General features: G+C 54.4%; 17 protein-coding genes. 4 read left to right on the top strand and 13 right to left on the bottom strand.

Features of this window, described 5'->3' with window-relative positions; genetic code table 11:
* Window positions 1-41: 41 nt before the first annotated feature.
* Together sseA and timP are read left to right on the top strand one after the other, a co-directional pair.
* Window positions 42-893 (top strand): 3-mercaptopyruvate sulfurtransferase, encoded by an 852-nt coding sequence (sseA, locus tag AOY24_RS09635; protein ID WP_054176542.1) that lies wholly within the window; start codon window positions 42-44, stop codon window positions 891-893.
* Between the two features lie 343 nt (window positions 894-1236).
* Complete coding sequence (timP, locus tag AOY24_RS25640) at window positions 1237-1365, top strand: small toxic inner membrane protein TimP (protein WP_350368564.1); 129 nt, start codon at window positions 1237-1239, stop codon at window positions 1363-1365.
* A 36-nt stretch (window positions 1366-1401) separates the two neighbouring features.
* On the opposite strand, the gene sseB is transcribed toward timP, so the two are convergent.
* From sseB to trmJ, 11 genes are all read right to left on the bottom strand, one after another.
* The gene (gene sseB, locus AOY24_RS09630) at window positions 1402-2178 is read right to left on the bottom strand and encodes an enhanced serine sensitivity protein SseB (RefSeq protein WP_054176541.1); all 777 of its coding nucleotides are present in this window, start codon (window positions 2176-2178) and stop codon (window positions 1402-1404) included.
* A 107-nt stretch (window positions 2179-2285) separates the two neighbouring features.
* Window positions 2286-3569: an aminopeptidase PepB gene (gene pepB, locus AOY24_RS09625; RefSeq protein ID WP_044253083.1), complete on the bottom strand. Its 1284-nt coding sequence runs from the start codon at window positions 3567-3569 to the stop codon at window positions 2286-2288.
* A gap of 53 nt (window positions 3570-3622) precedes the next feature.
* On the bottom strand, window positions 3623-3823 hold the full coding sequence (iscX, locus tag AOY24_RS09620) for a Fe-S cluster assembly protein IscX (protein WP_042999823.1): 201 nt from the start codon (window positions 3821-3823) through the stop codon (window positions 3623-3625).
* A gap of 11 nt (window positions 3824-3834) precedes the next feature.
* A complete protein-coding gene (gene fdx / locus AOY24_RS09615) occupies window positions 3835-4170 on the bottom strand; it encodes an ISC system 2Fe-2S type ferredoxin (protein ID WP_042999822.1) in 336 nt (111 codons plus the stop codon).
* Between the two features lies 1 nt (window position 4171).
* On the bottom strand, window positions 4172-6022 hold the full coding sequence (hscA, locus tag AOY24_RS09610; RefSeq protein ID WP_044253086.1) for a Fe-S protein assembly chaperone HscA: 1851 nt from the start codon (window positions 6020-6022) through the stop codon (window positions 4172-4174).
* A 15-nt stretch (window positions 6023-6037) separates the two neighbouring features.
* Entirely contained in the window at window positions 6038-6553 is a 516-nt protein-coding gene (hscB, locus tag AOY24_RS09605) for a co-chaperone HscB (protein WP_042999820.1), read from the bottom strand.
* A 76-nt stretch (window positions 6554-6629) separates the two neighbouring features.
* Complete coding sequence (iscA, locus tag AOY24_RS09600) at window positions 6630-6953, bottom strand: iron-sulfur cluster assembly protein IscA (protein WP_003037681.1); 324 nt, start codon at window positions 6951-6953, stop codon at window positions 6630-6632.
* Between the two features lie 19 nt (window positions 6954-6972).
* Window positions 6973-7359, bottom strand: coding sequence for a Fe-S cluster assembly scaffold IscU (iscU, locus tag AOY24_RS09595; protein ID WP_002913991.1), 387 nt, complete (start codon window positions 7357-7359; stop codon window positions 6973-6975).
* 25 nt (window positions 7360-7384) lie between these two features.
* Entirely contained in the window at window positions 7385-8599 is a 1215-nt protein-coding gene (iscS, locus tag AOY24_RS09590; protein WP_042999818.1) for a cysteine desulfurase, read from the bottom strand.
* A 236-nt stretch (window positions 8600-8835) separates the two neighbouring features.
* Window positions 8836-9327: a Fe-S cluster assembly transcriptional regulator IscR gene (gene iscR, locus AOY24_RS09585; RefSeq protein ID WP_042317591.1), complete on the bottom strand. Its 492-nt coding sequence runs from the start codon at window positions 9325-9327 to the stop codon at window positions 8836-8838.
* Window positions 9328-9500: 173 nt separating this feature from the next.
* Window positions 9501-10232 (bottom strand): tRNA (cytosine(32)/uridine(32)-2'-O)-methyltransferase TrmJ, encoded by a 732-nt coding sequence (gene trmJ, locus AOY24_RS09580; protein ID WP_042999817.1) that lies wholly within the window; start codon window positions 10230-10232, stop codon window positions 9501-9503.
* 118 nt (window positions 10233-10350) lie between these two features.
* Here trmJ and suhB point away from each other — a divergent pair, with 118 nt between their 5' ends.
* Window positions 10351-11154: an inositol-1-monophosphatase gene (gene suhB, locus AOY24_RS09575; RefSeq protein WP_042999816.1), complete on the top strand. Its 804-nt coding sequence runs from the start codon at window positions 10351-10353 to the stop codon at window positions 11152-11154.
* Between the two features lie 83 nt (window positions 11155-11237).
* Here suhB and AOY24_RS09570 read toward each other — a convergent pair whose 3' ends face one another.
* Window positions 11238-12218, bottom strand: a complete 981-nt coding sequence (locus tag AOY24_RS09570) for a nickel/cobalt transporter (protein ID WP_042999815.1) — start codon at window positions 12216-12218, stop codon at window positions 11238-11240.
* The gene (locus AOY24_RS09565; protein WP_054176540.1) at window positions 12209-12838 is read right to left on the bottom strand and encodes a DUF1007 family protein; all 630 of its coding nucleotides are present in this window, start codon (window positions 12836-12838) and stop codon (window positions 12209-12211) included. Before AOY24_RS09565 ends, AOY24_RS09570 begins: the two co-directional genes overlap by 10 nt.
* Before the next feature lie 428 nt (window positions 12839-13266).
* Between AOY24_RS09565 and AOY24_RS09560 the strand changes: the two genes are divergently transcribed.
* Window positions 13267-14250 carry an autoinducer 2 ABC transporter substrate-binding protein gene (locus AOY24_RS09560; protein WP_042999813.1) on the top strand — a complete coding sequence of 328 codons (984 nt, stop codon included), beginning with the start codon at window positions 13267-13269 and terminating at the stop codon, window positions 14248-14250.
* Window positions 14251-14277: the final 27 nt, after the last annotated feature.

Raw genomic sequence — 14277 nt, 5'->3', positions numbered from 1 at the left:
CCTGACAATTTACCGGACACCTGATAAACATGGAGATCCCCATGACTACCGCCTTTTTTGTCGCCGCCGACTGGCTTGCCGAGCATATTGACGATCCGCAGATTCAAATTATCGACGCCCGCATGGCGCCGCCAGGACAGGAAGACCGCGACGTTGCGCAAGAGTATCGCTCGGGACATATCCCGGGTGCGGTGTTTTTCGATATCGAAGCGCTCTCCGACCACACTTCACCTCTGCCGCATATGATGCCACGCCCGGAAAGCTTCGCCGTGGCGATGCGTGAACTGGGGGTACATCAGGATAAACATCTGATCGTGTATGACGAGGGTAGTCTGTTCTCCGCCCCGCGCGCGTGGTGGATGCTGCGCACCTTTGGCGTGGAGAACGTGTCCATTCTGGGTGGTGGTCTGGCGGGCTGGCAACGTGATGAGTTGCCGCTACAGGAAGGTAACGTCGAACTCCCGGAAGGTGAGTTTGATGCAGCGTTTACCTCTGAAGCCGTCGTGCGCGTCACCGACGTCCTGCTCGCCAGCCATGAGAAAAGCGCACAGATTGTCGATGCCCGCCCGGCAGCACGTTTTAATGCTGAAGTCGACGAGCCGCGTCCAGGTCTCAGACGCGGTCATATACCCGGCGCCTTAAACGTGCCGTGGACAGAACTGGTTCAGGAAGGCGAATTGAAAACAACCGACGAACTGGATGCCATCTTCTTTCGCCACGGCGTCAGTTTTGATCGTCCGATTATCGCCAGTTGTGGTTCTGGCGTGACGGCAGCCGTCGTCGTGCTGGCGCTTGCGACGCTGGACGTGCCAGACGTCACGTTGTACGACGGCGCGTGGAGTGAATGGGGATCGCGTACCGATTTACCGGTAGAACCGGCTGACGCTGAATAAATTCTGATTTCTTAGTCAGCTTCGCCCACAAAAAAACCGCTCAAACATTTGAGCGGTTTTTTTGTGCTGGTCCGGTTCGCGGCCTTTCCAGCTGGCTGTGTTGCCATAGCAATGCAGGCATGCCGTAGTGGGGTAATACTCTCTTTTAAGGAAGATAATGTCAAGTTAGTTAGCCAGGAAACTATTAGGAAGTTGATGTATCATTCTTCCCGGCCCTTTTCGCCGCCTCGCAAGCGGGCACTGGCTTCAGAAAAGGATGTCCCTTGGCCGTTAGCGCAGGCATGTCGTAGTGCTTGCTGTCACGGCATTATCGCCAGTGGTGCTGTCGTGAAGCGGTCTTTGCATGGACCGCACAATGAAGATACGGTACGTCTGTATCGTGCTTCTTGTTTCTGGTGTGTTGTGCCTTCACGCAGACCAGAGTTACCCCAGTAATTCTGTTCTCGTAAAGACCAGCGACCAGGGCAGGTAAACGAGGATGCCGCCTTTCGGGGCGGCTTTCCTTCACTTAAATAATTCGGTTCTGTTTGAAATCACGCAGGAACCCGCCCCAGCGGCGTTCGTAGAACGGCGCGATGTGTTCGGTGATAAAGTGGCTGATCCCTTTCTCCCCTTTTTTCACCTGACAGATATCGATCGGTTCATCGCCCGGTAGCGTATCAGTTGCCACACTGCCCGCAGCCTGAATAATCTCCTCAATATCGCCATCGGCCTCAATACCAATCAGCAGATTTGCCTCAGCGTCCGCGCGCTCTTTAATTGAGCAGAGAAACGCACGCTTCACCGGCTTGATGGTCTTAAACAGCGTCGTGAGCGAATCGATCATCTGTGCTGGTGGTTCGGCCACTTCGGAGAGAATCAGCGATTCCCCACCTTCCAGCACTTCCTGCGTGCTCAGTGGATTGCCCTCTTCCCCCATCAGCAGGCTGATTTCGCGAGGCATAAACTCTTTACCCGTCGGCAATTTGGCGTTGAGGAACAGCGTTTCGCCGAGCGTCATTTCAAACAGCGTCCGTACTGGCATCACCACAAACGCCTGCTCATCTTCGACGGCCTGCTGCAACGCTGCCAGCGAGGTGAAAAAAGGGATAACGGTGGTGCCATCTTCTTTTTCCCAATGCTGAAGATCGAGCGCGCTGTCTTCGACAATCGCTTCGCCGTCTGCCGCAGTACCAGGTACCCAGACAGTGGATTCCAACAGGGTGCGGAAAAATGCCGGACGGTGTGCGGGTTCAGTCGCCGCCTGCTCCAGCAGGGTTTCTAATTCGTTTTTTGTTTCGGACATAGAGATCACAAATTATCTATGGGTTGCAGGCCTGATAAGACGCACTGCGTCGCTACCAGGCAAAATGCCGGGTGGCGCTTCGCTTACCCGGCCTACAAAAACACCTTTCAGGCAGTCAGTAGATTTGCAATAGTGCGCACACCCAGACCGGTCGCGCCGGCAGACCACTGCTCAACCGGCGCTTTGCGGTAGGTCGCCGAGCAGTCGATATGCAGCCAACCCTGCTGGTAGTTTTCCACAAAGTGCGACAGGAATCCTGCGGCTGTGCTCGCCCCTGCCGGATACGCCGCGCTGCCGGTATTGTTCAACTCGGCAAAATTAGACGGCAACTGGTTGCGATGAAATTCCGCCAGCGGCAGACGCCAGAACGCCTCGTTTTCTTCAGCTGCGCTTGCCAGCAGACGGTTCGCCAGTTGGTCATCGAAGCTGAACAGCGCGTGGTAGTCGTTACCCAGCGCGGTTTTCGCGGCTCCGGTCAGCGTCGCAGCATCAATGATCAGCTCTGGCTTCTGCGCGCTGGCGTCAATCAGGCCATCCGCCAGCACCAGACGCCCTTCCGCGTCGGTATTCATCACTTCGACGTTTTTACCGTTGCGATAGTGGATGATATCGCCCAGCTTGAACGCGTTACCGCTGATCAGGTTATCCGCACAGCACAGGTACAGCTTCACGCGTTTGTTCAGACCGCGCGTGATCGCAAATGCCAGCGCGCCGGTTACCGTTGCGGCACCGCCCATGTCGGACTTCATGGAGTCCATAAAGGCGCTCTGCTTGATGCTGTAACCGCCGGAATCAAAGGTGATCCCTTTCCCGACCAGGCAAGCAAAAACCGGGGCTTCTTTATCTCCTGTCGGGTTGTAGTCGAGCGCCAGCAGGACCGGAGGACGTTCAGAGCCGCGACCCACGGTATGCAGCCCCATATAGTTCTGCTCACGCAGATCTTCGCCTTTGGTAATACGGTAAGAGACGTGATCGCACGCCACGCTGCACAGCAGGTCAACGGCACGCTGCGCCAGTTGCTCTGGACCCAGCTCTTCCGCCGGTGCGTTAATGGTGTCACGCACCCAGTCAATGATGGTCAGACGGTTATCCAGCTCCTGACGCTGTACGTCGTCCAGCTCTGGCCATTCCACTTTTCGGCTGCCTTTCGGCCCTTTGTAGCCCTGCCAGAATGACCAGCAGCGGTCTGCATTCCAGCCCTCGCCTGCCAGTTGCACATGCTTGATGCCAAGGCCGTCGATTTTACGTGCCGCGCGCTGAATAAGACCCAGGTCATCTTTCCCATTAAGGTGCAGGGCAATACCATCGTTATTGATACTGTATGTAGCTTTTTCACCCCAGCGTGCGTCAGCAGGTTGTGTGGAAAGCGTAATTTTCATGGCTTCTGTCATGTTATTTATCCTTATTAGCAAACGGGCCGCCTCATGGCAGCCCGTTATGTGACTTACTCTGCTTCATCTAACCAGACTAGCAGAATCGCCTCCAGAATTTTTTCATTGGATGCGTCAGGGTCGTCATCAAATTCCTCAAGATCGCAGATCCACTGATGAAGATCGGTGAAACGAACGGTCTTTGGATCGAGATCGGGGAACGCATCGTACAGCGCTTCACCGATTTCGCGGCTATCGGTCCACTTCAGTCCCATACTACCCTCTGTTAATGCTCACGAGCATGATTGATTGTGTAACGTGGGATTTCGACCACTAAATCATCCCCGGTTACGCGAGCCTGACAGCTTAAACGGCTCTCCGGCTCCAGTCCCCAGGCTTTATCCAGCATGTCATCTTCTTCTTCCGTGCTTTCCGGCAGGGAGTCAAAGCCTTCACGCACAATGCAGTGGCAGGTCGTACAGGCACAGGATTTTTCGCAGGCGTGCTCAATCTCGATACCGTTGCGCAGCGCAACGTCAAGAATGGTTTCACCGGTCTTAGCTTCCAGAACTGCGCCATCCGGACAGAGATCCTGATGAGGCAAAATAACAATCTTTGGCATATTAAACCTCGTCCACGGAATGGCCTTTCAGCGCGCTACGGACCGACTGATCCATACGGCGAGCGGCAAATTCCTGGGTTTGTTTGTCTACGTTTTTAATGGCTTGTTCGATAGCGTCAACATCATCGCCCAGCGCCACTTCGCTCAGGTGCGCGGCGGCATCGTCGATCAATTGACGTTCTGCGGCGCTTAGCAGCGCGGCATCAGCGGTCAGCGCGCCGGTTAAACTCTCCAGCACGCGCGCCGCTTCGACTTTCTGCTCTGCCAGCATACGGGCTTTTACGTCCTGCTCGGCAAAGCTCATCGAATCCTGAATCATTGAGGCAATTTCGCTGTCGGTCAGACCGTAGGACGGTTTCACCTGAATAGAAGCCTCAACGCCGGTGGATTTTTCCATCGCAGTGACGCTCAGCAGACCGTCAGCATCCACCTGGAAGGTCACGCGAATATGCGCGCCGCCTGCCGGGAGCGCCGGAATACCACGCAGGGCAAAGCGCGCCAGCGAACGGCAGTCCTGCACCAGTTCACGTTCGCCCTGCATCACGTGAATCGACATCGCGGTCTGGCCGTCTTTGAAGGTAGTAAAGTCCTGCGCGCGCGCCACCGGAATCGTAGTGTTACGCGGAATCACCTTCTCCACCAGGCCGCCCATCGTTTCCAGTCCCAGCGACAGCGGGATCACGTCGAGCAGCAGCATTTCACTGTCCGGTTTATTACCAACCAGAATATCCGCCTGGATTGCCGCGCCAATCGCCACCACTTTATCCGGGTCGATTGACGTCAGCGGCGGGCGACCGAAGAATTCGCCCACACGTTCACGCACCAGCGGTACGCGCGTGGAACCGCCAACCATCACCACTTCCAGCACCTCTTGCGCCTCAACGCCGGCATCTTTCAGGGCACGACGACAGGCCAGCAGCGTACGCTTAACCAGCGCAGAAATGAGTTCATTAAACTGTTCGCGGGTAATCTCGCCCTGCCAGCCCGCCACGTTAATCGTGACTGACTCGGTATCGCTGAGCGCGATTTTCGCCGCGATGGCGGCATCCAGCAGTTCGCGCTGCACGCGGTTATCGCTGCGATCGGCAATTCCCGCCTGTTCACGGATGTAATCCGCCAGCAGGTGGTCGAAGTCATCGCCGCCAAGCGCGGAATCCCCGCCTGTCGCCAACACTTCGAACACCCCGCGACTCAGGCGCAGAATAGAAATATCAAACGTTCCGCCACCGAGGTCATACACTGCAATGACGCCCTCTTTGCCGGAATCCAGACCGTAGGCAATCGCCGCAGCGGTCGGTTCATTGAGCAGGCGCAGCACATGGAGGCCCGCCAGGCGTGCGGCATCTTTGGTCCCCTGACGCTGTGCATCGTCAAAGTACGCCGGTACGGTAATCACCACGCCATCCAAATCGCCGGAAAGTGACTCAGAGGCTCTCGCCGCCAACGCTTTCAGGATATCGGCTGAAACACGGACCGGATTTAGCAAACCCGCCGCCGTTTCAATCATCGGCAAGCCATTTTCACTTGCCTGGAAACGGTATGGCAGATGCGGGTAGCGAGTCTGAATATCCGCCAGTGAACGTCCCATCATGCGTTTCACTGAACTGATAGTATTGGCGGTATCCAGCGCGGCATTAGCGCGCGCATCATAGCCGACCGTGTGGCCCTGCGGCTGATAGTGAACGACGGACGGCAGCAGATGACGACCGTCGTGATCGGCCAGCGTTTCCGCCTGACCGCTACGCACGGTTGCGACCAGAGAGTTGGTGGTCCCGAGATCGATACCCGCAGCCAGACGACGCTGGTGTGGCGCTGCGCTCAGACCAGGCTCACTAATTTGTAATAAGGCCATAATTGCTTCCGAAGTTTAAAAATCGAGCAGTTTTTCTTCGAGTTGTTCTGCACTGCTTCGCAGTTTATCGAGAAAACGCAGTTTACGCACGGTATCGGCCGCGGCGTCCCACGTCTCGCTATCCAGTTGTTCCACCATCAACTGATGGCGGCTATCAAACATCTTTTTCACGCGCTGAATAAACTGTTCCAGCCGCGCCTCGTCTTTCGTCTGTTCGATCTCATCGAGTTCTTCACGCAGTTCCAGTTGTTCCATCAGGAACGCGGTATCGCGCACCGTGTGCTGCTCGTTGCTGAGATCAAAACCGTGTAGCGACAGCAGATATTCTGCGCGCATCAGGGGATGGCGCAGCGTTTGCCAGGCCTGGTTGATAGTGGCGGATTGCTGGACGGCAGCAAGCTGTTCCGCCTGGGTACCGCTGGCAAATTTATCAGGGTGATACTGGCGTTGCAGATCCTGAAAACGAAGGCTCAGCGCCTGAATATCGAGCGGATAACGGGCCGGTAAGCCAAAGAGGGTGAAGTAGTCCATAACATTCTCAGGGGTAGCCTGTTAGAACAAACCCCACACGTAGCAAGGCCACGGCGGGGTTTTCGGATGACGCGCGTTACACGTGGAAGCTTTCGCCGCAACCACACTCGTCTTTCACGTTCGGGTTTGTGAACTTGAACCCTTCGTTCAGACCTTCTTTCACGAAGTCTAACTGCGTTCCGTCCAGAAATTGCAGGCTTTTTCCATCGACCACAACCTTAACGCCTTTGTCTTCAAACACGGTGTCTTCTGCCGCCGGTTCATCAACAAATTCCAGTACATACGCCATACCTGAGCAGCCGGAGGTTCTCACGCCCAGACGCAGGCCAAACCCTTTACCACGGTTCGCCAGGAAGGTATTTACTCGCGCTGCTGCACTGTCGCTAAGTGTAATCGACATAATAAAACCTCAACTCTTCTTATTTTGCTTCACGTTTGCTTTTGTAGTCCGCAATGGCGGCTTTGATCGCGTCTTCTGCCAGAATAGAACAGTGAATTTTCACTGGCGGCAGCTCAAGCTCATCGGCAATATCGGTATTTTTGATCGCCTGTGCTTCGTCCAGTGATTTCCCTTTCACCCATTCGGTAACCAGGGAGCTGGAGGCGATAGCGGAACCGCAGCCGTAAGTCTTGAAACGCGCGTCTTCAATGATACCTTCATTGTTAACTTTGATCTGCAACTTCATCACGTCGCCACAGGCTGGTGCACCCACCATGCCGCTACCGACGTTCTCGTCGCTGTTGTCAAAAGAGCCCACGTTACGTGGATTCTCGTAATGATCGATTACTTTTTCGCTGTAAGCCATGATGAATTCTCCTTATCGATACCGATTAATGATGTGACCATTCGATGCTGTTCAGATCCACGCCCTGCTTGTGCATTTCCCACAGTGGAGAAAGGTCACGCAGACGGCCGATAGATTTACGAACCAGTTCGATGGTGTAATCAATCTCTTCTTCGGTAGTAAAACGACCTAAAGAGAAACGAATAGAGCTATGTGCCAGCTCGTCGGTCATTCCCAGTGCGCGCAGCACGTAGGAAGGCTCGAGGCTCGCAGAGGTACAGGCAGAACCGGAAGAGACCGCGAGGTCTTTCAGCGCCATGATCAGCGACTCGCCTTCAACGTAGTTAAAGCTGACGTTGAGGATATTTGGTGCGCCCTGCTCAAGGTCACCGTTCAGGTAGACTTCTTCCATATCTTTCACGCCGTTCCACAGACGGTTACGCAGACCGCGCAGACGCGCCATCTCGGTTTCCATCTCTTCTTTCGCGATGCGATAGGCTTCGCCCATACCGACGATCTGGTGGACAGGCAGCGTACCGGAACGCATGCCACGCTCGTGACCGCCGCCGTGCATCTGTGCCTCAATGCGAATACGCGGTTTACGACGAACGTACAGCGCGCCGATCCCTTTCGGGCCATAAATTTTGTGACCGGAGAAGGACATCAGGTCAACTTTCAACTGGCTCAGATCGATAGGCAGTTTGCCCACGCTCTGGGTGGCGTCAACATGATAGATGATGCCGCGAGCACGGCACATTTCACCGATAGTCGCGATATCCTGTACCACGCCGATTTCGTTATTCACGTGCATGATGGAAACCAGGATGGTGTCGTCACGCATCGCCGCTTCCAGTTCTTTGAGATCGATAATCCCGTTGCTCTGCGGCGCCAGGTAGGTCACTTCAAACCCTTCACGCTCCAACTGACGGCAGGTATCCAGTACCGCTTTGTGCTCGGTTTTACTGGTGATAATGTGCTTGCCTTTTTTCTGATAAAAGTTGGCTGCACCTTTGATCGCCAGGTTGTCGGATTCAGTCGCACCGGAAGTAAAGACGATTTCACGCGGATCGGCACCCACCAGATCGGCAATCTGATTACGGGCGATATCAACCGCCTCTTCAGCCTGCCAGCCGAAACGGTGTGAACGGGAGGCCGGGTTACCAAAGGTTCCGTCCAGTGTCAGGAACTGCATCATTTTCTCGGCAACACGCGGGTCCACCGGCGTGGTTGCGGAGTAGTCGAGATAAATCGGTAATTTCATTGCTCTATAAACTCCGTACATCGCTTCAATGCAAGGAGTCAGGCAACCGGCTGGATGTACGACCGTGTTAACGGAGCGCAAACGCTCCGGCCTGACTCGAAAATCTTCTTATCGTTAACCTAACTGTTTCGCGTTTCAGCAAGGCGGTAAACATGCGAATCCCCGAGAGCTTACAAAAGTAAGCGGGGTGAACATGTGCAGCCAACGCAGATGCAACCCGAAACAGGACGGTTAAATTAAGCGCGTAACTTAACGTCAATCGCGTCTTGTGCACGATTTGTGCGTGGAGCGTCGTGGCTGTGCTGGCGACCAGACACATCCAGGACTTCCTGGTTATTCACCAGTTCACCTAACGTAATGTTGTTGAGGAAACCGGTCAGACGGTCGCTCAGATCGCGCCACAGCGCGTGGGTCAGGCATTTATCGCCGCCCTGACAACCGCCTTTGCCCTGACAACGTGTCGCATCTACCGACTCGTCAACAGCGCTAATCACTTCACCGACTGCAATACTGCCGGCATCTTTACCCAGCAGATAACCACCGCCTGGCCCACGTACGCTGGACACCAGACCATTTTTACGCAAACGGGAGAACAGCTGTTCCAGATAAGAAAGGGAAATTCCCTGACGTTCAGAAATATCAGCCAACGGTACCGGGCCCGCTTCGGAGTTGAGCGCAACGTCCAACATTGCGGTCACGGCATAACGCCCTTTAGATGTCAGTCTCATGTCTTACTTAGCCTCAAACTCGCCCCTGCCCGGGGTTTTTTATTGTAAAATGGGGGTATTGCATAGCAGGGCCAAGTCTGACATTCCCGACTAAATCAGTCAACTATTTACTTGACTGTTTTAGTCAGGTATTTAACCTTCAGTGCCATTTTGCTTTGCCAGATGGTTTGCACTTACTTGTCTTTATTCTGCTGCTCAATAGAAGCAAGCATTCCACGCAGAATATTCAGCTCCTGGCTCTCCGGACGCGCACGCGTAAACAGACGGCGCAACTTGTTCATCACTTGTCCCGGATGGTTTTCACGGATAAACCCCGTCGACAGCAACGTCTGCTCAAGGTGACCGTAAAACCGCTCCAGATCGTCTACCAGCGGGTACGGTGCTTCTTCATGCACGACCGCATCAGGATTTTGCTGCGTCGCCAGCCAGGCCATGCGCACTTCATACGCGATGACCTGTACCGCCATTGCCAGGTTCAGCGAACTGTATTCCGGGTTCGCCGCAATCGCGACATGGTAATGGCATTTTTGCAGCTCGTCATTGGTCAGCCCAACGCGTTCACGACCAAACACCAGCGCCACGGGGGTATTTGCCGCTTCCGCTACGCTTTTTAAACCGCATTCGCGCGGGTCAAGCATCGGCCACGGCAGCGTACGCGAACGCGCGCTGGTCCCGACCACCAGGCTGCATCCGGCCAGCGCTTCATCGAGGGTATCGACGATCTGCGCATTGCCGATCACATCACTGGCCCCTGCCGCCAGGGCGATGGCCTGGGAATCAGGTTTCACGAGCGGGTTCACCAGCCACAGGTTGGTTAACCCCATTGTTTTCATGGCGCGGGCAACAGAGCCCATATTGCCGGTGTGAGACGTTTCCACCAGCACGATTCGAATATTTTGCAGCATTGTCTTTCTTCAGCTAAAGATTATTCAGCCATATTATCATAAATCGAAGACATATTCCGATCTCGCTGCTATACTCTGCGCCGTTTTCCCGTTCTTTAACATCCAGTGAGAGAGACCGATGCATCCGATGCTGACCATCGCCGTGCGCGCAGCGCGCAAGGCGGGTAATGTAATTGCCAAACACTACGAAACGCCTGACTCAGTAGAAACCAGCCAGAAAGGCAGCAATGATTTCGTGACCAACGTCGATAAAGCCGCTGAAGCGATTATTATCGAAACGATCCGCAAATCTTACCCGCAGCACACCATCATCACCGAAGAAAGCGGTGAACATGAAGGTACCGATCAGGATGTTCAATGGGTTATCGATCCACTGGATGGCACCACCAACTTCGTAAAACGTCTGCCGCACTTCGCGGTTTCCATCGCCGTACGTATTAAAGGCCGCACTGAAGTCGCTGTGGTTTACGATCCAATGCGTAATGAACTGTTCACCGCAACCCGCGGCCAGGGCGCACAGCTGAATGGTTACCGTCTGCGCGGCAGCAATGCGCGTGACCTGGACGGCACTATTATCGCGACCGGCTTCCCGTTCAAAGCCAAACAGCACGCCACCTCTTACATGAATATCCTCGGCAAAATGTTTACCGAGTGTGCTGACTTCCGTCGCACCGGTTCTGCTGCGCTGGATCTGGCCTATGTTGCCGCTGCGCGCGTTGACGGTTATTTCGAAATTGGTCTGCGTCCGTGGGATTTCGCCGCGGGTGAACTGATCGCCCGTGAAGCTGGCGCTCTGGTCTGCGACTTTACCGGTGGTCACAACTACATGACGACCGGCAACATCGTGGCGGGCAACCCGCGCGTGGTAAAAGCGATGCTGGCGAATATGCGTGACGAACTGAGCGACGCGCTGAAGCGTTAATTTCAGTACTGCCCGGTGGCGCTAACGCTTACCGGGCCTACACGAACAGTAGGCCAAATAAGCGCTAACGCCATCCGGCAAAATCAAAACGGCCGTAATCCCCTTCCCACTGGCACTGCACTCACCCACATCACTCCTGCTGCCACCACTAATATCGCGCCACCGGCTAACGCCAGCGTTAACCAACCGACCTGCCGCCATAGTACCGGTGCATGATTGCTGCTCAACCTGACTGCCAGCGTACGAAAACTGTGCACCAGCAGCGCCAGAGAGGTAATCGTCAGCGACGTTCCCGCCGCCATTGCCAGCGCCGAGACTATTCCCCAGCCAAAGACGCCGATGACTTTGCTGAACAGCAGTACCATGATCGCCCCGGAACAGGGACGCATCCCCATCGACAGAATAATCATTAGCCGCGCGCGCCAGTCATCATCGCGGTGGATCTGCTCCGGATTCGGCATGTGCTGATGCCCGCAACCACAGTTTTCATGGTGCACATGGTGTGGCGTGAAGGCGATAAACCTGGGTTTGCGCAGCAGCGCATGCAGTTTCTTCAGCGCCCGCCAGCAGAGCAAAACGCCCAGAATCCCCACCAGCGCATAGCTCCCCTTCTCCAGCCAGAAACCGCTCAGATGTAACTGTCTCGCCGGCAGTTGCAGGATGCTGAGCACGACCACGACCAGCCCGATCGCCACCAGCCCCTGCAATAACGAAGAAGCCAGCGTCAGCCCGATGCTCGACTTAAGCTTTGAAGGATGGGTCGCCAGCCAGGTGGTGATCACGACCTTTCCATGCCCCGGTCCCAGTGCGTGCAGCACACCATATAAAAAGCTAAACAGCAGCAATGACCCACCCGCCTGGGCTGGACTGGCGGCAACGGCCTTCAGCAATACGCTCATCTGCTGATTCACCTCCCGTTGCCAGACAATACTTTTGATCATCACCTGCGGCCAGGCGTACCACAGCCAGACACCACCGATCGCTGCAATCAGCAAAAACAGCGCCAGCGGCCACAGCGACAGCCAACGCCGTGCGCGAATGCGGGTTGTGGATATTACTGACATGAGACCGTCACCGTCTGTGCAAATTGTTTCCCCAGTTCCATATCCTCCGGAGGCGCGTCTTCTTTATCCAGCGACTGGGCAAAGCTGAGCGATTCTTCGCTCGGGGTCGGTGTGTTCACGGCGATTTTACATTGCTCACGCAACGCCGACGATAGCGTTGCATCGTTATCTTCTTCGTAGCTCATATCGACATAATAAGAGGGATCAAAGGTCGAGAAGGTGTAACGCTGCCCGCTCAATGGTTGCGGTTCGGCAAGCGGCAGCACAAAGGTGAGCACGGCCTGATGCTCAACACGCTCCATGCTATATTCCGTGGGGCGGTTCTTAAATTTAACGCGCTGCCCGTTGTGCCACATTTCGGTAAAGTAATGCTGTCCCAGCACATTCGCCATCACTTCCGCCGCCAGCTTCTTCCAGATTTCAGAACCCGGTTGAGCGTCGCCCGCATCATAGAGCAGATCGGCAGAGGTCAGTTCATCCATTGTCCAGCGCATCTTCAGCGCCACAAAAGTCCCGTTATCGCCGATCACTTCCGTTTTCAGACGAATAAAACTGTGAGGATGTGCACTCACCGTAGACGTCAAAAATGCGAGTAATACCAGCAAAGCGCCGCGTATCATGAATGGTATCAACTCCCCACAAAAACAGGACGGGCCACGCGAGTCACGATCGTCGTGGCAGGATTGTCCGTGAGAATAACATTGAAATGAGGAATGTTGGGCGCTGATTTCTGGACTCGATTCAGTTCTCAGATTTGCGATTTCGTCGCTGAGGGCGGTACGCCTGCTGCGGTTATTTTCTGTGTGCAATAGCCAATTTGATAATTAATTGTAAAAATAAATAAGCATTTTTCGATACTTGTTAACAATTAAATTAACCAAAAAAGCATTTCAATCGTTGAAATTAACTATAATTTAACCATAAAACACCCATAAATTAACAAAAATGGGCATTTATCACATTTATGAAACTTGAGATTCATTACCTCTTCCCTTCGTTGATAACCTCCTGTTCGTGACATGCCCCGGTCCCTACAAAAGGTACAACTATGAAATTCAAACTCGCATTACTCAGTGCAACCCTGGTTTCTGCATGCATGTTGTCCGGCCCGTCCTTTGCGGCAGAAAAATATGAAATCGCTGTGGTTGCTAAAGTCACCGGTATTCCGTGGTTTAACCGCATGGAAACCGGCGTGAATGAAGCCGCGAAGAAACTGGATGTGAATGCTTACCAGACTGGCCCTTCCACACCGGATCCGGCTCAGCAGGTAAAAGTGATTGAAGATCTCATTGCCAAGAACGTTAACGCGATCATTGTGGTACCTAATGACGCCAAGGTGCTTGAGCCCGTGCTTAAAAAAGCGCGCGATAAGGGTATTGTCGTCCTGACTCACGAATCGCCAGATCAGCAAATCGGCCAGTGGGATATCGAAACGATCGACAGCGAGAAGTACGCGCAGGCTAACGTTGACGAGCTGGCGAAGGATATGGGCGGTAAAGGCGGCTATGCCATTTACGTCGGCTCGCTGACCGTGCCGTTGCACAACGCCTGGGCCGATTACGCCATCAAGTACCAGAAAGAAAAATACCCGGAGATGTTTGAAGTCACCACTCGTCTGCCGGTGGCTGAGAGCATCGACAAATCCTACTCCACGACGCTGGACCTGATGAAAACCTATCCGCAGATGAAGGGCATCATTGGCTTCGGTTCGCTGGGTCCGATTGGTGCCGGTCAGGCAGTACAGAAAAAACGCGCGAAAGATAAAATTGCCGTGGTGGGGATTGCAATGCCCGCACAGGCAGCGCCTTATCTGATGCGTGGCGACATCAAAAAAGCGATGCTGTGGGATCCAAAAGATGCCGGCTACGCGCTGGTGACCGTGGCAGATCAGTTGCTGCAGGGCAAAGAGGTCACGCCAGATCTGACCATTGAAGGATTAGGGAAAGCCGATGTCGACATGGAGAAGAAAGTGATCCGCTTTAACAAGATCCTCGAAGTCACCAAAGACAACGCGCAATCACTCGGTTTCTAAGGCTCCAGCCACCACCAGGGAAACCTA

This window comes from Citrobacter sp. CtB7.12, assembly GCF_001297795.1.
In the GTDB taxonomy this organism is placed as follows: Bacteria; Pseudomonadota; Gammaproteobacteria; order Enterobacterales; family Enterobacteriaceae; genus Citrobacter_A; species Citrobacter_A amalonaticus.
The sequence above is the reverse complement of the archived record's forward strand: the minus strand, read 5'-3'. Positions and strand labels throughout refer to the sequence as shown.

Coding starts and splice junctions, on each gene's coding strand:
- sseA (WP_054176542.1), top strand. CDS start 42: ATGACTACCGCCTTTTTTGTCGCCGCCGACTGGCTTGCCGAGCATATT.
- sseB (WP_054176541.1), bottom strand. CDS start 2,178: ATGTCCGAAACAAAAAACGAATTAGAAACCCTGCTGGAGCAGGCGGCG.
- iscU (WP_002913991.1), bottom strand. CDS start 7,359: ATGGCTTACAGCGAAAAAGTAATCGATCATTACGAGAATCCACGTAAC.
- AOY24_RS09560 (WP_042999813.1), top strand. CDS start 13,267: ATGAAATTCAAACTCGCATTACTCAGTGCAACCCTGGTTTCTGCATGC.
- AOY24_RS09565 (WP_054176540.1), bottom strand. CDS start 12,838: ATGATACGCGGCGCTTTGCTGGTATTACTCGCATTTTTGACGTCTACG.
- iscS (WP_042999818.1), bottom strand. CDS start 8,599: ATGAAATTACCGATTTATCTCGACTACTCCGCAACCACGCCGGTGGAC.
- suhB (WP_042999816.1), top strand. CDS start 10,351: ATGCATCCGATGCTGACCATCGCCGTGCGCGCAGCGCGCAAGGCGGGT.
- hscB (WP_042999820.1), bottom strand. CDS start 6,553: ATGGACTACTTCACCCTCTTTGGCTTACCGGCCCGTTATCCGCTCGAT.
- fdx (WP_042999822.1), bottom strand. CDS start 4,170: ATGCCAAAGATTGTTATTTTGCCTCATCAGGATCTCTGTCCGGATGGC.
- AOY24_RS09570 (WP_042999815.1), bottom strand. CDS start 12,218: ATGTCAGTAATATCCACAACCCGCATTCGCGCACGGCGTTGGCTGTCG.
- timP (WP_350368564.1), top strand. CDS start 1,237: ATGGACCGCACAATGAAGATACGGTACGTCTGTATCGTGCTTCTTGTT.
- hscA (WP_044253086.1), bottom strand. CDS start 6,022: ATGGCCTTATTACAAATTAGTGAGCCTGGTCTGAGCGCAGCGCCACAC.
- trmJ (WP_042999817.1), bottom strand. CDS start 10,232: ATGCTGCAAAATATTCGAATCGTGCTGGTGGAAACGTCTCACACCGGC.
- pepB (WP_044253083.1), bottom strand. CDS start 3,569: ATGACAGAAGCCATGAAAATTACGCTTTCCACACAACCTGCTGACGCA.
- iscX (WP_042999823.1), bottom strand. CDS start 3,823: ATGGGACTGAAGTGGACCGATAGCCGCGAAATCGGTGAAGCGCTGTAC.
- iscR (WP_042317591.1), bottom strand. CDS start 9,327: ATGAGACTGACATCTAAAGGGCGTTATGCCGTGACCGCAATGTTGGAC.
- iscA (WP_003037681.1), bottom strand. CDS start 6,953: ATGTCGATTACACTTAGCGACAGTGCAGCAGCGCGAGTAAATACCTTC.